A 21,498-nucleotide genomic window follows, 5' to 3' on the forward strand; every position below is an offset into this window, starting at 1 on the left:
AGGGATTTGCGGACTACTCGTCGCCCGGGTCGGTGTGCTCCCACGGCCAGCGCGGCCGGTCGGCGCCCGTTCGCACGAGTGCGACGGCGCCCCACCCGGCGACAAGCGCCGCACCCACCAGTACGAGGGCGAACCATGACAGCGCGAACGTGCCCGCCGCCGATCCCGCGCGCGCGGGATCGACGCCGGTGACGATCGCGCCCAGCACCAGACCCACGAGGTAGGCGAGCAACGCGACCACCGCCGTCGTGCCCGCTGCGGCGTACGACGGTCGCGGTCGGCGCAGCACCGTGGCCAGCACGGCACCGACGCCGCCGATCGAGCAGACCATCGCGGCGGCGCCGGGCACGTTCCCGAGCCCCGGCACCGCGATCACCTCGACGTCGAGCAGGACGCTCGTCACCCCGAGACCCGCGATCGCAAGGGCTGCGAACCCGGCGGTCGACAGCGCCGCCGCAACCGGTGGCGCGACACCTCCGCCGGGATCGGACATCACTGACGGTGCAGCTGCGGCCCCGCCTCGAGGGTGCGCTCGTACTCGCGCTGCGCCTCGTTGTTGAGCTCGGTCACACGCTTGCCGCGCGACGAGACCCACGCGCCGAACCAGATCGTGATCTCGCGGCCGATGACGAACGCCACGATCGCGAGCGGCGCGAGCAGCTGCTCGCCGACGAGTTCAGCACCGGCGCTCGCGGTGAGCGTCCAGAACTGCGCCTCGAAGAGCTGACCGAGCAGGTGACCGCCGTACGCCGCGACACCGACGAACAGACCGAAGACGACCCAGTGTCCCCAGCGTCCGCGGTTGATGATCGCGCCGAGCAGCCAGAAGCCGATGAAGAACACCGCGACCGGCACCCAGAACCACCACGACGTGAGCGCACCGAGCGCCTCGGTGCCGAAGTTCTCGCCCGTGACCTCACCGACGGCGGCGCGCAGGCCGAGGGCCGCTGCGAGGTAGAGCAGTGCGAAGACGACCGCGGCCAGCAGGCCGATGGCGCCGGCGGCACCGCGGTTGCCACGCACCCGCGGTGCTTCGGGAGCCTGCACGAAGATCGGCTGCGGGGTCGCCGGCACAACAGGCTCGGCCGCCGTCTCACGGGACGTGTCGGCGTAGGACGTCGTGACCGGCTCGCGGTACGCCTCGGGCGCGCGGTAGGCCTCGGGCTCGCGGGACGTTTCGGTGTCGCGAGCGGAGTACGCCGCAGCCGCGCCTCCGGCGACAGCAGCACCCGTCGCGGGCTCGGCGGGCGCGGCCGTGTCGGTCACGGGCGCCGCGGGTGCAGCACCGTCACCGTGCGACGAGAATTCGGCATCCCATGCGTCTGCAGCGGCGGCCTTGTCGGCTGCCGATTCGGCGGGCTGCGCAGCCGGAGCGGCCTCAGCCTGCTCGGCGGGCGCCTCGACGTCGGACGCGGCCGGCTCTGGGGAACTCACGGCGTCGTTCGACGCGGCCTCGGCGTCGGCCAGGCTTTCGTTGGCGCTGCCGACCACGTCGTCGACGCCCTGGGAAGCGGACGTGTCGGGGGTCTCGTCGACCGGCTCGCCGTACTTGGGGTCGCTCATGGCGGGATGCTCCTCACGCGGGGCGCACGCCACCGCAGTGCGAGGTTACCGCCGGCAGTGCCCGCCACCCGTGAGGCGTGCCGACGTGTCGGCAGGTGACGGGAACACGAGATGGTGGGACGTATCGTTGAGGGCATGATCCGGCGACCGTTTCTGCCCGCCGCGTTGGCGTTCCCCCTCGCGGCGATCGCGTTCGTCGGTTGCGCGCCCGAAGCGGCACCCGCACCCACCGACACCCCCGCCGCCGCCGCGCCATCGGCATCCGCCACACCGGTGGGCCCCGAGATCGCGCCGTTCCCCACCGGCGCAACCGCGTCGACCACAGCGCTCCCCGCCGACTGCGACGGGTTGCTCACCGACGAGATGCGCGCCGAACTCGAGGGCATCCCGCTGAACGCGCCGGGCATGGGCGGCGGCATCCGCGAAGACAGCACGCGCGTGTGCGTCTGGGCCGATCCCGCCGCGACCGTCACCAAACTCGTCGTCGTGATCGGGTATGCCCCCGAGCGCGAGGCCAGCGACGCCCTGTACCTGCTGCAGGTCGACGAAGGCTTCAAGTGCTATGAACCAGACGGTGGGGTGCGATGCGAGAAGCAGTGGACCAACACCGATCACGCCATCGAGGTCACCGAGGGGCGCACGCTGTTCTTCCGCGACGGCGTCATCATCGACACGCAGTACACGGCACTCGCGCCGCAGGGGTTCACGGCGTCGATCGTGTCGAAGCTGTGGCCCTGAGCCTCACTCGGCAGCGAGGCTGACCGCCCACACGCGATCGGCGGTGCGTCCTGCGTACGCCTGTGGATGCCAGCCGTGCTGCACGCTCGAGAGCCATCGCCCGTCGCCCGCCTCGATGGTCTCGACAGTCTGGATCGCTTCGTCACCCTCGCCCTCGGTCGTCGTCCGCGTGCAGCGGATGCGGTCGGCCACCTTGTCGCACGTGAAGCCCTCCTCGGGCAGCACGGCGCGGATGACCGACGGGGCGTCCGCCGGAACGTCGGCGTAGGTCGTGGAGATCTCTCCACGCTCCGACGTCCACGCGCACGTGAAGCGGACGTCGGGTGTCAGCGTGTCGACGACGCCCGTGGCAGCGGTCGCCGGCGCGTCCCGCGACACCTCCAGTTCGGCAGAAGGCGTCCAGCGCAGCGCCGCCCACAGCGCGTCACCGTAAAGATCCTGGCATTCACGGGGCTCACCCGGCACCGCTTCGCGGGCGGGCGCGTCGGACGCTTCGGGTGTCGCTTCGCCGCCGAACCAGGTCGCGCCGATCGGCAGCAGCGGCAGCGTCAACACCGCCAGCGTGATGACGACGGCGGCGCACAGCGACCCCACGATCCACGCGAACACCGCGCTGCGTCCCCCAGTCCGTGCCATGCCTCCACGCTACGTGAAGAGACCCCGCGGCGACGAACGCGCGCCGCCGCGCTGCCAACGGAGAAGGCCCCCGGCATCCTGTCGGATACCGGGGGCCTTCATCAGACTGCCTCGGGTCAGTTATAGGTGCCCGGGGTGAAGTCGTCGGTCGTGAAGCTGTCGAAGTCGACGTAGCTCAGGTCGGCGTCGCTGTACGCGCCGTCCGAGGCGAAGATGCGGTTGGGGTACCGCTCGCTCTTGGCCTCTTCGGTCGCCTCCACGGTGACGTTCCGGTACTTGTTCAGACCGGTGCCCGCCGGGATCAGCTTTCCGATGATCACGTTCTCCTTCAGGCCCACCAGCGGGTCGCTCTTGCCCTCCATGGCCGCCTGCGTCAGGACGCGGGTGGTCTCCTGGAACGACGCGGCCGACAGCCACGACTCGGTCGCGAGCGACGCCTTGGTGATACCCATCAGCTCGGGACGACCCGAAGCGGGGCGCTTGCCCTCGGAGACGGCCTTGCGGTTGAGCTCCTGGTAGCGCTTGAAGTCCACCAGCTCACCCGGCAGCAGCTCGGTCTCGCCGTGGTCGACGACGGTGACCTTGCGCAGCATCTGGCGCACGATGACCTCGATGTGCTTGTCGTGGATCGGCACACCCTGCGAGCGGTACACGCCCTGCACGCCGCCGACGAGGTACTTCTGCACCTCGCGGGCACCCTGCACGCGCATGACCTCCTTGGGGTCGAGCGTGCCGACCTGCAGCGGCTGGCCGACGACGACGCGCTGACCGTCCTCGACGAGGAGCGTGGCGCGCTTGAGCACCGGGTAGACGACGGGCTCGTCGCCGTTGTCGGGCGTCAGGATGACCTTCTTGGCCTTGTCGGTCTCGTCGATCTTGATGACACCGTCGGCCTCGGCGATCGGGGACGCACCCTTGGGGGTACGCGCCTCGAACAGCTCCTGCACACGGGGCAGACCCTGCGTGATGTCGTCTGCACCAGCGGTACCACCGGTGTGGAAGGTACGCATCGTCAGCTGGGTACCGGGCTCACCGATCGACTGGGCCGCGATGATGCCGACGGCCTCACCGATGTCGACGAGCTTGCCGGTCGCGAGCGAACGGCCGTAGCACTTCGCGCAGACGCCGACGGCCGAGTCACACGTGAGCACCGAGCGCACCTTGATGGTCTCGACGCCGCCCTCGACGAGCTTGTCGATGAGCACGTCGCCGACGTCCTCACCGGCAGCGGCGAGCACGTCGCCCTTCGGGTCGACCACGTCAGCGGCCAGCGTGCGGGCGAACACCGAGTTCTCGACATTCGCGTCGCGGACGAGCTGACCATCGGCGCCGGGCGCCGCGATGACGAACTCGAGGCCCTTCGAGGTGCCACAGTCGTCTTCACGGATGATGACGTCCTGCGACACGTCGACCAGACGACGCGTCAGGTAGCCCGAGTCGGCGGTACGGAGGGCCGTGTCGGCCAGACCCTTACGGGCACCGTGGGTCGCGATGAAGTACTCGGCCACCGACAGACCCTCGCGGTACGACGAGATGATCGGACGGGGGATGATCTCACCCTTGGGGTTGTTCACCAGACCACGCATACCGGCGATGTTTCGGATCTGCAGCCAGTTACCACGGGCACCCGAGCTCACCATGCGGTTGATGGTGTTGTCCTCGGGGAAGTTGTCCCGCATGGCCTTCTGGATCTCGTCGGTCGCCTCGGTCCAGATCTTGATGAGCTCCTGACGACGCTCGGCGTCGGTGGTGAGACCCTTCTCGAACTGGCCCTGGACCTTGGCCGCCTTCTTCTCGTAGCCGGCGACGATCTCCTTCTTGGTGGGAGGCGTCAGCACGTCGCTGAGGGCGACGGTCACACCCGAACGGGTGGCCCAGTAGAAGCCGGCGTCCTTGATCCGGTCGAGGGATGCCGCGACCTCGGTCTTCGGGTACTCCTCGGCGAGCTTGTTGACGATCTGCGACAGCTTGCCCTTGTCGGCCTGGCCCCGCACGAACGGGTAGCCCTTGGGGAGCGTGTCGTTGAAGATCGCCTGACCCAGCGATGCGTCCAGCAGGCCGTGGCGCTCGTAGCCCTCGGGCGCTTCGCCCTCGAGGAACGTGAGGCCGGGCACGCGGATGCGGACCTTGGCCTGCAGGTCGAGGGTGCCCTCGTCCTTGGCCAGGATCGCCTCGCCGACCGAGCCGAACACGCGGCCCTCACCGAGGGCGCCTTCCTTGACCGTGGTCAGGTGGTGCAGACCGATGATCATGTCCTGCGAGGGCAGGGTCACCGGGCGGCCGTCCGACGGCTTCAGGATGTTGTTCGACGCCAGCATGAGGATGCGGGCCTCGGCCTGCGCCTCGACCGACAGCGGCAGGTGCACGGCCATCTGGTCACCGTCGAAGTCCGCGTTGAAGGCGGCACACACGAGCGGGTGCAGCTGAATGGCCTTGCCCTCGACGAGCTGCGGCTCGAAGGCCTGGATGCCGAGGCGGTGCAGCGTGGGTGCACGGTTGAGCAGCACGGGGCGCTCGCGGATGATCTCCTCGAGCACGTCCCAGACCTCGGGACGGGTGCGCTCGACGGCACGCTTGGCGGCCTTGATGTTCTGGCTGTGACCGAGGTCGATCAGGCGCTTGATGACGAACGGCTTGAACAGCTCGAGGGCCATCTGCTTGGGCAGACCACACTGGTGGAGCTTGAGCTGGGGACCCACGATGATGACCGAACGGCCCGAGTAGTCCACGCGCTTGCCGAGCAGGTTCTGGCGGAAGCGACCCTGCTTGCCCTTGAGCATGTCGCTCAGGGACTTCAGGGCACGGTTGCCGGTACCGGTGACGGGGCGGCCGCGGCGGCCGTTGTCGAACAGCGCGTCGACGGCCTCCTGCAGCATGCGCTTCTCGTTGTTGACGATGATCTCGGGGGCACCGAGGTCGATCAGACGACGAAGACGGTTGTTGCGGTTGATCACGCGACGGTACAGGTCGTTCAGGTCGCTGGTGGCGAAGCGGCCACCGTCGAGCTGGACCATCGGACGCAGCTCCGGCGGGATGACCGGGACGACGTCGAGCACCATCGCGGCCGGGCTCATGCCCGTCGCGAGGAACGAGTTCACGACCTTGAGGCGCTTGATCGCGCGGATCTTGCGCTGACCCTTGCCCTCGGCGATCTGCAGGTGCAGCGACTCGGCCTCAGCGGCCAGGTCGAAGGACTCGAGGCGGCGCTTGATGCCCTCGGCGCCCATGTGGGCCTCGAAGTACTGGCCGAAGCGGTCCTGCAGCTCGTGGAAGACGTCGTCCTCCTGCTTGAGCTGACCGACCTCGAGCGTGCGGAACTCCTCCCACATGCGCTCGAGCTTCGCGATCTGCTCGTCGGCGCCCTTGCGGACCTGCGCCATCTCCTTCTCGGCGGCGTCCTTGACCTTCTTCTTCTGGTCGGCCTTGGCGCCCTCCGCCTCGAGTGCGGCGAGCTCCTCCTCCAGCTTGGCGAGGCGGTCGGCGACACGCGAGTCGCGACGGTCGGCGAGGTTCTTGATCTCCAGGCGCAGGTTGTTCTCGTGCGTCGGGAGGTCACGGTGACGAGCATCCTCGTCAACCGAGATCACCATGTAGGCGGCGAAGTAGATGACCTTCTCGAGGTCCTTCGGCGCCATGTCGAGCAGGTACCCGAGGCGCGAGGGCACGCCCTTGAAGTACCAGATGTGGGTGACGGGCGCGGCGAGCTCGATGTGGCCCATGCGCTCACGGCGGACCGAGCTCTTGGTGACCTCGACTCCGCAGCGCTCACAGACGATGCCCTTGAAGCGGACACGCTTGTACTTGCCACAGGCGCACTCCCAGTCGCGGGAGGGGCCGAAGATCTGCTCGCCGAAGAGGCCGTCCTTCTCCGGCTTCAGCGTGCGGTAGTTGATGGTTTCAGGCTTCTTGACCTCACCGAAGGACCAGCGACGGATGTCGTCGGCGGTGGCGAGACCGATGCGAAGCTCATCGAAAGTTGTTGCGTCGAGCACGAGTTCTCCTGTGTCGAAAAAGATTCAGTCGTCGGTAATCGGGTCGGATCAGATCTCGTCGATCGACGACGACTCGAACCGGGTGGAGATGTTGATGCCGAGCTCTTCCGCCGCGCGGAAGGCCTCGTCGTCGGTGTCACGGAGGTTCACAGCCGTGCCGTCGGCGCCGAGGACCTCGACGTTCAGGCAGAGCGACTGCATCTCCTTCATGAGCACCTTGAAGGACTCAGGGATGCCGGGCTCGGAGATGTTCTCGCCCTTGACGATCGCCTCGTAGACCTTGACGCGCCCCACGATGTCGTCGGACTTGATCGTCAGGAGCTCCTGCAGCGCGTACGCGGCACCGTAGGCCTCGAGCGCCCACACCTCCATCTCACCGAAGCGCTGGCCGCCGAACTGCGCCTTTCCACCGAGCGGCTGCTGGGTGATCATCGAGTAGGGGCCGGTGCTGCGGGCGTGGATCTTGTCGTCCACGAGGTGGTGCAGCTTCAGGATGTACATGTAGCCGACCGAGATCGGAGCCGGGAACGGCTCGCCGGTGCGACCGTCGAACAGCGTCGTCTTGCCGCTGCCGCCGATCAGGCGCTCGCCGTCGCGGTTGGGGAGCGTCGAGTCGAGCAGACCGACGATCTCCTCCTCACGGGCACCGTCGAACACCGGGGTGGCGACCTTCGTGCCGGGCGCTGCCTCACGGGCGGACTCGGGAAGCGCGGCGGCCCACTCGGGGTTGCCCTCGACCTTCCAGCCCTGCTTCGCGATCCATCCGAGGTGGGTCTCGAGCACCTGGCCGAAGTTCATGCGGCCGGGGATGCCGAGCGGGTTCAGCACGACGTCGACGGGGGTTCCGTCGGCGAGGAACGGCATGTCCTCGACCGGCAGGATCTTCGCGATGACGCCCTTGTTGCCGTGACGGCCGGCAAGCTTGTCGCCCTCGGTGATCTTGCGCTTCTGGGCGATGTAGACCACGACGCGGCGGTTGACGCCCGAGCCGAGCTCGTCGTCGCCCTCTTCGGCGTTGAACTCCTTGACGGCGATGACCGTGCCCTGCTCACCGTGGGGCACCTTCAGGGAGGTGTCACGGACCTCGCGGCTCTTCTCGTTGAAGATCGCGCGGAGCAGACGCTCCTCGGCCGACAGCTCGGTCTCACCCTTGGGCGTGACCTTGCCGACGAGGATGTCACCGGGGCGGACCTCGGCGCCGATGCGGACGATGCCGCGCTCGTCGAGGTCCTTCAGCAGCTCGGGGCTGACGTTGGGGAGGTCACGGGTGATCTCCTCCTTGCCGAGCTTGGTGTCGCGCGCGTCGACCTCGTACTCCTCGATGTGGATCGAGGAGAGGGTGTCGTTCTTCACGAGCTCCTGGCTGAGGATGATGGCGTCCTCGAAGTTGTGACCCTCCCACGTCATGAAGGCGACGAGCAGGTTCTTGCCGATGGCGAGCTCGCCGTCTTCGGTGGCGGGGCCGTCGGCGATGACCTCGCCGACCTCGACACGGTCGCCGGCCGAGACCACGACACGCTGGTTGTACGAGTTGCCCTGGTTGGAGCGGTCGAACTTGCGCAGGAAGTAGTCCTTCGTGCCGCCCTCGTCGAGCTGCAGCGTGACGACGTCGGCCGAGACGGATGCGACGACACCGGGCTTGTCGGCGGTGATGACGTCACCGGCGTCGATGGCCGCGTAGCCCTCCATACCGGTGCCGACCAGCGGCGAGTCGCTCTCGAGGAGCGGCACGGCCTGGCGCTGCATGTTCGCACCCATGAGGGCGCGGTTGGCGTCGTCGTGCTCGAGGAACGGGATCAGCGAGGTGCCGACCGAGACCATCTGACGGGGCGAGACGTCCATGTAGCCGATCTCATCGGCGGGGAACAGGTCGACCTCGCCGCCCTTGCCGCGACGTGCGAGCACGCGGTCCTGGGCGAACGATCCGTCGGCCTTCAGCTCGACACCGGCCTGGGCGACGATGTAGTCGTTCTCCTCGGCGGCGGTCAGGTAGTCGATGTCGTTGCTGACCTTGCCGCCGGTGACGCGACGGTACGGCGTCTCGATGAAACCGAACGCGTTGATGCGTGCGAAGGATGCGAGCGAGCCGATCAGACCGATGTTCGGGCCTTCCGGCGTCTCGATCGGGCACATGCGGCCGTAGTGCGACGGGTGGACGTCACGGACCTCGACACCTGCGCGCTCACGCGACAGACCACCGGGGCCGAGCGCCGAGAGGCGACGCTTGTGGGTCAGGCCCGCGAGCGGGTTGTTCTGGTCCATGAACTGCGACAGCTGCGAGGTTCCGAAGAACTCCTTGATCGCGGCGACGACGGGGCGCACGTTGATCAGGGTCTGCGGCGTGATCGCCTCGATGTCCTGCGTGGTCATGCGCTCGCGGACGACGCGCTCCATGCGCGACAGACCGGTGCGGACCTGGTTCTGGATGAGCTCGCCGACGGCGCGGATGCGACGGTTGCCGAAGTTGTCGATGTCGTCGACGTCGAGACGGATCTCGACCTGCTTGCCGCTGCGCACACCTTCGAAGGTGACGTCGCCGCGGTGCAGGCGGACGAGGTACTTGATGGTCGCGACGATGTCGTCGACGGTCAGCACCGAGTCGCTGAGGGCGGCCTCGAGGCCCAGCTTCTGGTTGATCTTGTAGCGACCCACCTTGGCCAGGTCGTAGCGCTTCGGGTTGAAGTAGAAGTTGTCGAGCAGCGCGCGGGCGGCCTCTGCGGCGACCTGCTCACCCGGACGGAGCTTGCGGTAGATGTCGCGGAGCGCGTCCTCCTTGGTGAGGATCGTGTCCTTGCTGAGGGTCTCTTCGATCGACTCGAAGCCGGCGAACTCGTTCAGGATGTCTTCGCTCGTGAGGCCGAGGGCCTTGAGGAACACGGTGACCGACTGCTTGCGCTTGCGGTCGATGCGCACGCCGACCTGGTCGCGCTTGTCGATCTCGAACTCGAGCCATGCACCACGGCTCGGGATGACGCGCGCCGAGACGATGTCCTTGTCGCTCGTCTTGTCGGGGGTCTTGTCGAAGTAGACACCGGGCGAACGCACGAGCTGCGAGACGACGACTCGCTCGGTGCCGTTGATGATGAACGTTCCGCGGCTGGTCTGCAGCGGGAAGTCGCCCATGAAGACCGTCTGGGTCTTGATCTCACCCGTGAGGTGGTTCATGAACTCGGCTTCGACGTACAGCGGGGCGGCGTAGGTCTTGCCGCGCTCCTTGCACTCCTCGATCGAGTACTTCTCGGGCTCGAGGTAGGGGTTCGTGAACGAGAGCTGCATCGTCTCGGCGAGGTCCTCGATGGGCGAGATCTCCTCGAAGATCTCCTCGAGTCCGCTCACCGACGGCACGTCGGTGCGACCGGCGGCCTCAGCCTCGGCGACGCGCGCCTTCCAGGCCTCGTTGCCGACGAGCCAGTCGAAGGACTCCGTCTGCAGCGCCAGCAGGTCGGGGACCGTCAGCGTGTCGGAGATCTTCGCGAACGACAGACGCGATGCGCCGCGGCCGTTCTTGGGGGTGGTGGTGGAAGTGGTTGCGTTACGCGCAGCAGCCAAGGGGATAACCTCCGTGGGCCCGGGCAGGGCCGGTGTTCCTTGTCGTCAGGTGGAGTGCTCCCGAATCCGCCTGCACGACGCGCGCCGCTTGTTCAGCGGGGGCGCGCAGGACACATGCCGACCACCATATGAAGGCATGGGGAAAGGGAGCGCAACTACTCACTATAGGAGTTTCGGCGCGCCATGTCCAGCGGCATCCTTGACCCGACCTTCGACCTGCGGTATAACCGCGCCCGCGGCGCCGGGATTCCGGGGTCAGCCGGGCGGTCGCGCATGGCGGAACCGTACCCGGTCCCCCGGGCGCAGCTGTCCGAGCGCGTCGGGTTCGGCGACGACGGCGACGACGGGGTAGCCGCCGGTGACGGGCGCGTCCGGGCCGAAGAGCACCGGCATCCCGTCCGGCGGCACCTGCACCGCCCCCGGCAGCATGCCCTCGCTGGGCAGTTCGCCCTCGCGCACCCGCACGAGCGGCGGGCCGTCGAGGCGGATGCCGACGCGGTCGGCGGCCGGCGTGACCGTCCATGCCGTCTCGTACAGCCCCGCGGCGGTGTCGGCGAACCAGTCGGCGCGGGGGCCGGGTGCCAGCGCGATCTCGACGACGTCCGGCGCCACCGGGCTCCACGGGTGAACATCGTCGGGCGGAATGGGCGCGAGCGTCGCGTCGGCGACGCGGACGACCTCGCCGGCGCGCAGCGGCTCTGGACCGAGGCCGGCGAGCGTGTCGGTCGAGCGGGAGCCGATCGTGCGGGGCGCGTCGACCCCGCCCCTGATCGCCAGGTAGCCGCGGGCACCGTGGGTGAACCAGTCGGCATGCAACTCGGTGCCGGCCGGCCACGCGTGCGCCGCGTACGGGTCCACCGGGCGATTGTCGATCGTGAGGGGGCCCCACGCGCCGCAGACCGCGACCCACAGGTCACGCAGCGCCCTGGCACGGAATCCGCCCATCGTGATCTCGATGCCGGCTGCGCCTTCGGCAGTGCCCAGCAGTCGCAGCGCCGTGCGAAGGGCTGCACGGTCGGCGGCGCCCGACCGCGCCACGCCCTCGGCCGCGTGACCGGCCCGCCCCTGATCCTGCACCGTCGCACGCAAGCCCGGCTCGATCACCACGAACGCGGCGGCCACGGCATCCGCACTCCCGTGCACACCCGCGGGGATCGCGCCCGACACGCCGACCGAACCGGCCTCGACCCCGGCGTGTTCGCCGGAATCCCCGCGGTTGTGCACGCCGGATGCGGTGGATGCCGTGGCCCGGGCGGCGCGGAACTGCACGCGGTCGCCGGGCCGGAGCAGCGCGGGGCGGTCGGCTGAGGGATCGAACAGCGGCGCATCGGTGCGGCCGATCAGCCGCCATCCGCCGGGCGTCGCGCGGGGGTAGGCGCCGGAGAACGCACCGGCGAGGCCGACCGAGCCGGCAGGCACGCGGGTCCGCGGCGACGTCAGGCGCGGCACGTCGAAGGGCCACTCCTCGCTCACGAGGTATCCGAACCCGGGCGCGAAGCCCGTGAAAGCGACCGTCCACGCGGCGGCGGTGTGCGCGGCCACGAGGGCCTCGCGCGTCGCGCCGAGCAGCCGTGCGGTCTCGTCGAGGTCGGCGCCGTCGTAGACGACCGGCAGTTCGACGGCAGGAGTGGATGCCGACGTGTCGAGCGGGGCGCCGTCGACGGTCTTCTCGATCCACGCGCGTGCCGCGGCGATCGGGAGCACCGCGGTGTCGACGTGGACGAGCACGGTTCGCGCCGCCGGCACCAGGTCGACGACCCCGGCGAGCGCCGAGCCGCGAAGTCGCGCGGCGAGCGCGAGGACGTCGTCGAGCCCGTCCGTTTCGACCAGCAGCGCCCGGGTCCCGAACGGCAGCACCCGCACGTCGGCGCCCGTCACCACGGGGCCCGCACCGCGACGCCCGCCGCATCGAGCGCGGTGCGCACGGCCCGGGCGATCGCCACCGAGCCGGGCGTGTCGCCGTGGACGCACAGCGAGACGGCATCCGTGTCGATGATCGACCCGTCGACGGCCACGACCGTTCCCGCGGTCGCGAGACGCACCGCCCGTTCGGCGATCCGGTCGATGTCGTGCAGCATCGCGCCCGGCTCGGACCGGGGCACCAGTCCGCCCGAGGGCAGGTAGGCGCGATCGAGGAACGCCTCGCGCACGAACGGCAGCCCGCGGGTGTTCGCGGCGCGGGCGATCGCACCGTCGAGGCCCAGGATCGGCAGCGGGCGACCGAGCACCGCGGCGAACTCGGCGACAGCCGTCGCGACGGCATCCGCGGCCTCCTGGTCGACGGTGACGACGTGGTAGAGCGCGCCGTGCGGCTTGACGTAGCGCACGTCGGCGCCTGCCGACACGAGCGCGTCGAGCTGCCCACGCACCTGGGTGCGCAGCATTTCGGGTGCCACGGCGAGCGCCGTGCGCCCGAACCCGGCGCGGTCGACGAAGGACGGGTGCGCACCGACGGCGACGCTGTGTCGAGCCGCGCGCGCGACGGCCTCGCGCATCGCGTCGACGTCACCGGCGTGCCCGCCGCACGCGACCGACGCGCTCGAGATCACTTCGAACATGGCCTCGTCGTCGGCCGTCGGCACGCCGTCGACGGTCTCGCCGAGGTCGGCGTTGAGGTCGATGGCGCTCATGCGTCAACGGTACTCGTGACCCCGTGCGTTACGAGTGAGTAACTGGGGCGCGCAGGCGGGTGCACATCGGGGCGCGTGGGGGCAGGATGGGGGGATGCCGCTCGAGACACGCCCCGCGGGGTCGACCCCGCTGCTGACCGTCCGCGACATGGCGGTCGACTTCCAGACGATCGACGGCCCCGTCCACGCCGTCGAGGGCGTCGATCTCGAGATCGGCGCGGGCGAGACGGTCGCGATCGTCGGCGAGTCCGGCTCGGGCAAGTCGACCACGGCGATGGCCGTCATCGGACTGCTGCCCGGAAACGGCAAGGTCGTGCGCGGCAGCATCCAGCTCGAGGGCCGTGAGCTCGTCGGCGCCCCCGAGAGCCAGATGCGCCGCATCCGGGGCGGCTCGATCGGACTCGTGCCGCAGGACCCCATGTCGAACCTCAACCCGGTCTCGAAGATCGGCACGCAGGTCGCCGAGACGCTGCTGGCCCACGGCCTCGCGACGAGCAAGGACGTCGACCGCAAGGTCGTCGAGACCCTCGCCGCGGCGGGCCTGCCGAACGCCGAAGAGCGCGCGAAGCAGTACCCGCACGAGTTCTCGGGAGGCATGCGCCAGCGCGCCCTCATCGCGATCGGACTGGCCTGCAACCCGCGCCTGCTGATCGCCGACGAGCCGACGAGCGCGCTCGACGTGACGGTGCAGAAGACGATTCTCGACCAGCTCGGCCGCATGACCGACGATCTCGGCACCTCGGTGCTGCTCATCACACACGACCTGGGGCTCGCCGCCGACCGCGCCGCCCGCGTCGTCGTCATGCACCGCGGCCGGATCGTCGAGCAGGGCCCGGCACGCCAGATCCTCGAAGACCCGCAGCACCCCTACACCCAGTCGCTCGTGAAGGCCGCCCCGTCTGTCGCCGCCGCTCGGCTGCGGCCCGAAGCCTTCCGCCCCGCCGCGGAGACGGCCGCAGAGGCGAAGCCCGTCGACAACATCGTGGAAGTCGAATCGCTCACCAAGCTCTACAAGGTGCGCGGCAGCAAGGAGGACTTCGCCGCCGTCAAGGACGTCTCCTTCGCGATCCCCCGCGGCGAGACGGTCGCGATCGTGGGCGAATCCGGGTCGGGCAAGACGACGACGGCCCGCATGCTGCTGAAGGTCATCGAGCCCACCGAGGGCGCCATCCGGTACGAAGGCCAGGATGTCGCGGCCCTCAAGGGACGTGACCTGCGCGACTTCCGCCAGAAGGTGCAGCCGATCTTCCAGGACCCGTACTCATCGCTGAACCCGATGTTCACGATCGAGCGGATCGTGTCGGAGCCGCTCGACTTCTACAAGCGCGGCAGCTCGAAGGACCGTGCCGCGCGGGTGCGGAAGCTGCTCGACGACGTCGCGCTCCCCCACTCGATGTTGCGCCGGTACCCGTCGGAGCTGTCGGGCGGGCAGCGACAGCGCGTCGCGATCGCCCGCGCACTCGCCCTGCAGCCCGAGCTGATCGTGTGCGACGAGCCGGTCTCGGCCCTCGACGTGCTCGTGCAAGACCAGATCCTGACGCTGCTGCGCGACCTGCAGAGCGAGTACGGCCTGAGCTACCTGTTCATCTCCCACGACCTCGCGGTCGTCCGACTCATCTCGGACTACGTGTGCGTCATGAAGGACGGCGCGCTCGTGGAGGCGGCATCCAGCGAGGAGATCTTCACGAACCCGCGTGATCCGTACACGCGCAAGCTGCTGGCATCCATCCCCGGCAACGAACTCGACATCGCCGTCTGACCCGCGCGGGGTGTCTCAGCGGGCGCGGGTGCGGGGGTCCATCGCCTCGCGCAGCGCCTCGCCGAGCAGCGTGAAGCCGAGGGCGGTCACGGCGATCGCGATGCCGGGCAGGAACGCCAGCCACGGTGCGATCGACAGTTCTGCCTGCGCGTAGGTGAGCATGCGGCCCCACTCGGCCGTCTCGGGGCGTCCGCCGCCGAGGCCCAGGAACGACAGTGCGGCGGCGTCGATGACCGCGGTCGCGAGCGACAGCGTTCCCTGCACGATGACGGGGCCGATCGAGTTCGGCAGCACATGGCTCATCGTGATCGTGCCGCGCCCGAGACCCAGCGTCTGCGCCGACAGCACGTAGTCGGCCGAGCGCTGCTGCAACATCGAGGCGCGCAGCAGGCGCGCGAAGATCGGCACCTGCGACGCACCGATCGCGATCATGACCGCCCACTGCGACTGACCGAGGATCGCGGCGATCGACACCGCCAGCAGCAGGTTCGGCACCGACAGCAGGATGTCGACGAGGCGCATCAGCACACTGTCGACCCAGCCGCCGAACATGCCGGCGAGCAGACCGATGAGCATGCCGCCGAGCAGACCCAGGGCCGTCGAGATGACGCCGATCTGCAGCGAGGCCTGCGCGCCCCAGATGAGCTTCGAGAGCACGTCGCCGCCGAAGCGGTCCAGCCCCAGCGGGAACTGCGCCAGTTCGCCCGGCCCGGGAATGTGCGTCGGGGTGATGAAGCTACGACCGGGGAGTTCCATCTCGCTGTAGGGCGCGAGGACGGGTGCCAGCAGCGCCACCAGCAGGAACAGCAGCACGATGGCCGCACCGATCCATGCCGTCGGGTTGCGGCGGAGGCGGCGGAACACGTCACGCCAGAAACCGCCCTTGACCTGGACGTCGAGCACCTCGTGGTCGGCGACCGCTGCGTCGCCCGCGGGCCCGCCGCCGGGGGCGGGAGGAAGGATGCCGGAACTCATGAGACCCTCACTCTCGGGTCGATGATGCTGTACGACACGTCGACGATCAGGTTGATCAGCGCGTACGTGATCGCGATGAAGATGATGAAACCCTGCAACACGGGGAAGTCACGCGAGAAGATCGCGCGGGCCAGGAACGAGCCGATGCCGGGGAAGGCGAACACCGTCTCGGTGAGGATCGCACCCGACAGCAGGAGCCCCGTCTGCAGGCCGATCGTCGTGACGACCGGCAGCATGGCATTGCGCAGGATGAAGCGGCTGCGCAGCGTGCCGCGCGAAATGCCCTTCGCCTTGCCGGTGCGCACATAGTCGGCGTTCTGCACCTCGAGCACCGAGGCCCGGGTGATGCGCACGATGATCGCGAGCGGAATCGTGCCGAGCGCCAGCGCCGGCAGCAGCAGGTGGAGCACGGCGTCCCACGCGGCGTCGAACTCTCCCGTGATGAGGCCGTCGAGTACGTAGAAGTTCGTGTAGTGGGTGGCGTCGATCCTGGCATCCTGCCTGCCGTCGGACGGCAGCCAGCCGAGCTCGACGGCGAAGATGTACTTGAGGATGAACGCCAGGAAGAACACCGGGATCGTGATGCCGATGAGGCTGAGGACGACCGAGGCGTGGTCGGTGAATTTGCCGTGGCGGCGCGCGGCCCAGTAGCCGAGCGGCACGCCGACGCCGACGGCGAAGATGAGGGCCGCGAGGCTCAGCTCGATCGTCGCGGGGAAGCGGCGCAAGAACTCTTCGAGCACGGGCCGGCCGGTCTGGATGCTGTTGCCGAAGTCGCCCGAGAGCAATCGGCCCATCCAGGTGAAGTACTGCTCGATGAGGGGTCGGTTGAAACCGTACAGCTCGTTGACACGAGCGATGGCTTCGGGGGTGGCCTTCTCGCCCAGCAGGGCGACGGCGGGGCCGCCCGGCAGGGCGCGCACCCACAGGAACAGCAGGATGCTCAGGCCCAGGAGCGTCGGGATCAGAAGCAGAAGCCTCTTGCCGATGGTTCGCAGCAAAACGGGTTCTCCGGTGTCGACGGGTGAGCGGTGCGGGGTGGGGACGAGCCCCACCCCGCACCGTGTGGACGGCGGGTGCCGGTGTTACTCGTTCAGGACGATCTCGCTGAACACCTCGTCGTTGACCGGGCTGGCCGGGTAGCTGTCGACGCGAGGCGAGAACGCCAGGGTCGGAGCGGGGTGGGCCAGCGGGACGCCCGGGATGAGCTGGGCGACCATCTCGTTGATCTCCATGTACTTCGCGGTCTGCTCGTCGAGGTCGGCGATGCCGCGCGCCTCCGACAGTGCTGCGAACAGCTCGGGGTCGTTGAAGCCCCACTCCGAGGACTGCTGTCCGAAGAACACACCCACGAAGTTGTCGGTGTCGTTGTAGTCACCCGTCCAACCCAGCAGGTGGATGCCGTGGTCGGCGGTCGCGGTGATCTGCTCGAGGTAGTCGGGGTTCCAGGCATCCGTCTCGGGGTTGGTGACGACACCGACCTCGTTCAGCTGGGCCGAGAGCACGGTGAAGATCTGCTCTGGGTCCGGCATGTACGGACGCGACACGTCGACCGGGTAGTTGAAGGTCAGCGTGAGCGGGTTCGACTCGTCGTAGCCGGCCTCGGCGAGGAGGGTCTTGGCCATCTCGGGGTCGTACTCGTACGTGGTGACGTCGGGGTTCCAGCCGTTGACCGAGTCGGGCATGAACTGCGTCGCCTTCTGGGTGCCCTCCGGGAGCACCTGCGAGATGAGCGCGTCCTTGTCGATCGCGTGTGAGAGCGCCTGGCGCACCTTCGGGTCCTGCAGCTCTTCGATCGCCTGGTTGAAGGCGAGGTACAGGATCGTGAACGGCGGACGCGACACCATCGTGAAGCCGTCCTCCTCGAGCACGGCGGTGTCGGCGGGCCCGACCAGGTCGTAGCCGTCGATCGCACCGGACTCGAGCGCCTGACGACGCGCGGTCGGGTCACCGATGACGCGGAAGATGATCTCGTCGATCTGGCCGGTGTCGCCCCAGTACTCCTCGTTGGCGGTCAGGGTGAGCTGCTCGCCCGGTGCCCAGTCCTCGAACTTGTAGGGGCCGGTGCCCGACGGGTTTCCGGTCGCGTACTCCGACAGCACGGGGGCCTCGGCGGTGCCGCCGACCTCGTCCGCGTTGAACTCGGTCATCGCGGTCGGGCTCTGCATGGCGAACGCCGGCAGCGACAGGGCCGGGATGAAGCCGGCGAACGGCTGGTTCAGGTCGATCGTCACCGAGTAGTCGCCGTCGGGCGTGCACGACTTGTAGACGGCGGCTTCGGGGCTGGAGGCGTAGCCGCGGAACAGCTTGTAGTAGTAGTAGCCGAGCGCCTCGCTGGCGGCCAGGCCCTCCCAGTTGTACCAACGCTCGAAGTTGGCGCAGACCGCTTCGGCGTTGAACGGGGTGCCGTCGTGGAAGGTGACGCCCTCCTTCAGCGTGAAGGTGTGGGAGAGCGCGTCGTCGGACGACGTCCATTCCTCGGCCAGCAGCGGTGCCGGGTCGGCCGTGCCGGGCACGGTGCCGACGAGGCCCTCGAAGATCTGCCGGGAGACGCGGAACGTCTCGCCGTCCTGCGCGAAGGCGGGGTCGAGGCTGGCCGGGTCGCTCGATGCGGCGAAGACGAACGTGCCGTCGACGTCGCTCGGCGCCGTCGTCTCGTCATCGCCACCGCGCTGGCTGGCGCAGGCGCTGAGGGTGAGTCCGCCGAGGACCACCGCCGCGATGCCTGCCAGCACGCGCTTTCTCGTTGTGGGGAGCATTGCTGTGCACCTTCCGTTGTGAGAGCCCGGCGTTCCGGGCGCAGGGATGGCGCGCCCTCCGGGGATCCTCCGACCGTACCTGGGTGAACGCTCATAAACCATGACCGGGAGGTCTCGATCGTGTTTCGGCTGCCGCGGCTACGGTTGAGGCATGGCGCGGGCGCACGTGGACGAACCGGGGCCGGCGGCACGATTGTCGGACGGCTCGATCGCGCGTGTCGTGCCGAGCCGGTTCGCCGGCGGGTGGGAGCTCGACGTCGACGGCACCCCGCAGTCGCATGTCGACCTCGACGACCCGACGCACCTGCACTTCGAATACGTCGGGCGAATGGCTGCGGTCGTCGACCAGGTCGGGATGGCGGGCGAGGCGATCACGGCGATCCACCTCGGCGGCGGCGCGCTCACCCTCCCCCGATACATCGCGCACACCCGTCCCGGCTCACGGCAGCAGGTCGTCGAACTCGAGCAGCCGATCGTCGACCTCGTGCGCGCGCAGCTGCCGCTGCCGCGGGGCGCGCAGATCCGGGTGCGGATCGGGGATGCCAGAGACGTCGCGTCGCGGCTGCCCGCAGGGCTCCACGGCGCGGCGGACCTCATCGTCTCCGACGTGTTCGCCGGCGCGCAGACCCCCGCGCACCTGACCACCGTCGAGTACTACCGGGTCCTGGCGGGGCTGCTCGCGCCGGACGGCGTTCTGCTGGTGAACGTGGCCGACGGCGCGGGGCTCGCCTTCGCGCGGCGTCAGGTCGCGACGGTGCGAGAAGTGCTGCCCGAGGTCATCGTGCTCGCCGAGGTGCAGACCCTGAAGGGCCGTCGATTCGGCAACCTGGTGATCGCGGCATCCGCAGCCCCGCTGCCGACGGCATGGCTGCCGCGACTGATGGCGGCCGGCCCGCACCCGGCGAAGGTCGCGCAGGGCGACGAGGTCACGGCGTTCGCGCGAGGCGCCAGGCCCGCGACCGACGGTGACGCCACCGACTCGCCCGCACCGAAGGCGTCGATGTTCGAGCGGTGAAAGCCGAGCCACGCGGCGTGCCCTCGGCGCGATCCCGGGGACGCGGGTGACACTGGTTGCGCATCGCGCGCGGACGGAGGACAGCAACGTGAGCTTCATCAAGGGATACGACCCCGAAACGCTGCGCGAACTCGTCGACGCCGGCGCCTGCAAGGAGCGCCTCGACGAGATCGGCGACCAGCGGAGTCTTCCCGCCATGCTCGAGCGCGTGTGGTTGTTGAAGGTGCTCGACCGCCTCGATGACGCCCTCGTGCTCTCCGAGCAGGTCGTCCGCCACGCCCGCATGGCCGGCACCCGCAAGGATCTGCTGCGCGCCCGCGTGCTGCACGCGACCGTGCTGCAGTACCGCGGCGCCTACCCGGCCGCGATCCACGAACTCAACCGCTGCACGGAAGAGGCCGATGGCCAGGACTGGACGGCGCTGTCGGCGTTCGCCCACCAGCACCGCGGCAAGGTGCACTACGACGCCGGCAGCATCGCTGCGGCCCGCGCCGACTTCAAGCGCGCCCTGTTCCTGCGCCAGGAGGCGGGGGCGCCCGAGGAGCAGCTGGAATCACTGCTGCTCGCGATCGACGCGGTCGATCGTCGCCGATCATCGGCGTCGGTCGCCAGCTGAGTGTCGGACGTTTGTTCTAGCTTCGCCGTATGACCGATCTGCACGCCGTCCGCTTCGCCGCGGAGGCACTCATGGCGTCGCATCTCGACCCGTCGTGGACGTTCGCGTTCGACAACGCGAAGCGTCGCGCCGGGGCGTGCGACTACACGCGAAAGCGCATCACGCTCTCCCGCTATCTGTCGGCGCGCTACGACGACGAGACGAACCGGCAGACGATCCTGCACGAGATCGCGCATGCCATCGCCGGGTCGGATGCCGGGCACGGCGCGCACTGGAAGCGGATCGCACGCGATCTCGGGTACACCGGCGGCACGACGCATCACGGTGAGACCGCGACCGAGCTCGCCCCGTGGGTGGGGACGTGTCCCGCCGGGCACGTGGCATACCGGCACCGGCGCGCCACCCGACAGACCTCGTGCGCGCGCTGCTCGGCGGCGTTCGACGCGAGATTCCTGTTCACGTGGGAGCGGCGCGAGATCAGCGCCGCCGTGCGCCGCGCCGCCATGACCCCGCGCTGACGCGGCCTGGCCGTTGACGTTTCGTCTCGGTCGCTGCGCTCCCTCGCTCAACGACCGGGATTGCGCGGGACCCGGTCGTTGAGCGAGCGGAGCGAGACGAAACGCCTCAGCCGTACGCGACGAACATCCCGCCGCGCAGCACCGGGGCGACCGCGATCGAGTCGACCGCGGCTGCGGCGAGCACGTCGTCGCGACGATCGCGCTCGACCAGTTCCTGGCCCGACCCGCTCGCGGTCAGCAGGTGTCGCGCGGCGCCGCGAAGTCCTCGGAACGCCTCGCATGCCGCAGCGGCCTCGGGCGAGGTGTGGTCGATGCCGAGCGCGCCGAGTGCGTCGATGACCGCGCCGGCCCCGAGCAGGTCTTCGACGGCGAAGCGCAATGCCGCATCGGGGTCGCGCCCGGCGAGCTCACCCGCCGCGAGCACCGTGATGCTCGTGCGCGCCCCGCGTCGCTGCTGCTCCGTCAGCACCGCCCGCGCGACCGCCGCCGGGTTGCAGAGCCCGCCGAGCAACACGGTCGCCTGAGCGGATGCCGCCTCGGCGAGCGCGGCGCCGTTGATCGAGACGGCGTGGGCGTCGGCATCCAGCGCGACCGGCTCGCCCGCCGCGACACGCGCTGCGACCGTCGACGAGAAGCGCAAGACGTCGACGACGATCACGACCTCTGCCGGCGCAAGGCGCTCGAGCCCTTCACGACCCCAGTCGAAGCGCACCTGATAGCGGGACTGGTCGAAGAGCGGCATCCGCTC

16 protein-coding genes are annotated in these 21,498 nt (G+C 69.4%); 5 read left to right on the forward strand and 11 right to left on the reverse strand.

Going from position 1 to position 21,498, the window contains the following annotated elements:
- Positions 1-13: 13 nt before the first annotated feature.
- Positions 14-493 (reverse strand): hypothetical protein, encoded by a 480-nt coding sequence (locus tag ACSF8R_RS04490; RefSeq protein WP_434810660.1) that lies wholly within the window; start codon positions 491-493, stop codon positions 14-16.
- A complete protein-coding gene (locus tag ACSF8R_RS04495) occupies positions 493-1,563 on the reverse strand; it encodes an ABC transporter (RefSeq protein WP_434810661.1) in 1,071 nt (356 codons plus the stop codon). Before ACSF8R_RS04495 ends, ACSF8R_RS04490 begins: the two co-directional genes overlap by 1 nt.
- Before the next feature lie 135 nt (positions 1,564-1,698).
- Between ACSF8R_RS04495 and ACSF8R_RS04500 the strand changes: the two genes are divergently transcribed.
- Entirely contained in the window at positions 1,699-2,301 is a 603-nt protein-coding gene (locus ACSF8R_RS04500) for a hypothetical protein (protein ID WP_434810662.1), read from the forward strand.
- Positions 2,302-2,304: 3 nt separating this feature from the next.
- Here the strand turns inward: ACSF8R_RS04500 and ACSF8R_RS04505 are convergent, their stop codons facing one another.
- The 5 genes from ACSF8R_RS04505 to ACSF8R_RS04525 form a co-directional block, all read right to left on the reverse strand.
- Positions 2,305-2,937 (reverse strand): hypothetical protein, encoded by a 633-nt coding sequence (locus ACSF8R_RS04505; RefSeq protein ID WP_434810663.1) that lies wholly within the window; start codon positions 2,935-2,937, stop codon positions 2,305-2,307.
- A gap of 116 nt (positions 2,938-3,053) precedes the next feature.
- Positions 3,054-6,929: a DNA-directed RNA polymerase subunit beta' gene (gene rpoC, locus ACSF8R_RS04510; RefSeq protein WP_434810664.1), complete on the reverse strand. Its 3,876-nt coding sequence runs from the start codon at positions 6,927-6,929 to the stop codon at positions 3,054-3,056.
- Positions 6,930-6,977: 48 nt separating this feature from the next.
- Positions 6,978-10,478 carry a DNA-directed RNA polymerase subunit beta gene (rpoB, locus tag ACSF8R_RS04515; protein ID WP_434810665.1) on the reverse strand — a complete coding sequence of 1,167 codons (3,501 nt, stop codon included), beginning with the start codon at positions 10,476-10,478 and terminating at the stop codon, positions 6,978-6,980.
- A 255-nt stretch (positions 10,479-10,733) separates the two neighbouring features.
- Positions 10,734-12,359 (reverse strand): carboxyltransferase domain-containing protein, encoded by a 1,626-nt coding sequence (locus ACSF8R_RS04520; RefSeq protein WP_434810666.1) that lies wholly within the window; start codon positions 12,357-12,359, stop codon positions 10,734-10,736.
- The gene (locus ACSF8R_RS04525) at positions 12,353-13,108 is read right to left on the reverse strand and encodes a LamB/YcsF family protein (RefSeq protein ID WP_434810667.1); all 756 of its coding nucleotides are present in this window, start codon (positions 13,106-13,108) and stop codon (positions 12,353-12,355) included. The genes ACSF8R_RS04520 and ACSF8R_RS04525 overlap by 7 nt, the downstream gene beginning before the upstream one ends.
- Positions 13,109-13,202: 94 nt before the next feature.
- Here ACSF8R_RS04525 and ACSF8R_RS04530 point away from each other — a divergent pair, with 94 nt between their 5' ends.
- Positions 13,203-14,867 carry an ABC transporter ATP-binding protein gene (locus ACSF8R_RS04530; RefSeq protein ID WP_434810668.1) on the forward strand — a complete coding sequence of 555 codons (1,665 nt, stop codon included), beginning with the start codon at positions 13,203-13,205 and terminating at the stop codon, positions 14,865-14,867.
- 15 nt (positions 14,868-14,882) lie between these two features.
- Here ACSF8R_RS04530 and ACSF8R_RS04535 read toward each other — a convergent pair whose 3' ends face one another.
- The 3 genes from ACSF8R_RS04535 to ACSF8R_RS04545 all read right to left on the reverse strand — a co-directional run bounded on the left by ACSF8R_RS04535 (position 14,883) and on the right by ACSF8R_RS04545 (position 18,601).
- Complete coding sequence (locus ACSF8R_RS04535; protein WP_434810669.1) at positions 14,883-15,842, reverse strand: ABC transporter permease; 960 nt, start codon at positions 15,840-15,842, stop codon at positions 14,883-14,885.
- On the reverse strand, positions 15,839-16,843 hold the full coding sequence (locus ACSF8R_RS04540; RefSeq protein WP_434810813.1) for an ABC transporter permease: 1,005 nt from the start codon (positions 16,841-16,843) through the stop codon (positions 15,839-15,841). The genes ACSF8R_RS04535 and ACSF8R_RS04540 overlap by 4 nt, the downstream gene beginning before the upstream one ends.
- An 84-nt stretch (positions 16,844-16,927) precedes the next feature.
- Positions 16,928-18,601 (reverse strand): ABC transporter substrate-binding protein, encoded by a 1,674-nt coding sequence (locus ACSF8R_RS04545; RefSeq protein ID WP_434810670.1) that lies wholly within the window; start codon positions 18,599-18,601, stop codon positions 16,928-16,930.
- Between the two features lie 151 nt (positions 18,602-18,752).
- Between ACSF8R_RS04545 and ACSF8R_RS04550 the strand changes: the two genes are divergently transcribed.
- From ACSF8R_RS04550 to ACSF8R_RS04560, 3 genes are all read left to right on the forward strand, one after another.
- Entirely contained in the window at positions 18,753-19,616 is an 864-nt protein-coding gene (locus tag ACSF8R_RS04550) for a spermidine synthase (protein ID WP_434810671.1), read from the forward strand.
- An 88-nt stretch (positions 19,617-19,704) separates the two neighbouring features.
- A complete protein-coding gene (locus ACSF8R_RS04555) occupies positions 19,705-20,232 on the forward strand; it encodes a hypothetical protein (RefSeq protein WP_434810672.1) in 528 nt (175 codons plus the stop codon).
- 29 nt (positions 20,233-20,261) lie between these two features.
- Positions 20,262-20,750 carry a SprT-like domain-containing protein gene (locus tag ACSF8R_RS04560; RefSeq protein ID WP_434810673.1) on the forward strand — a complete coding sequence of 163 codons (489 nt, stop codon included), beginning with the start codon at positions 20,262-20,264 and terminating at the stop codon, positions 20,748-20,750.
- 106 nt (positions 20,751-20,856) lie between these two features.
- Here ACSF8R_RS04560 and ACSF8R_RS04565 read toward each other — a convergent pair whose 3' ends face one another.
- Positions 20,857-21,492 carry a 2-phosphosulfolactate phosphatase gene (locus ACSF8R_RS04565; protein ID WP_434810674.1) on the reverse strand — a complete coding sequence of 212 codons (636 nt, stop codon included), beginning with the start codon at positions 21,490-21,492 and terminating at the stop codon, positions 20,857-20,859.
- Positions 21,493-21,498: the final 6 nt, after the last annotated feature.

Source organism: Microbacterium sp. bgisy189, assembly GCF_965345345.1.
Classification (GTDB): domain Bacteria; phylum Actinomycetota; class Actinomycetes; order Actinomycetales; family Microbacteriaceae; genus Microbacterium.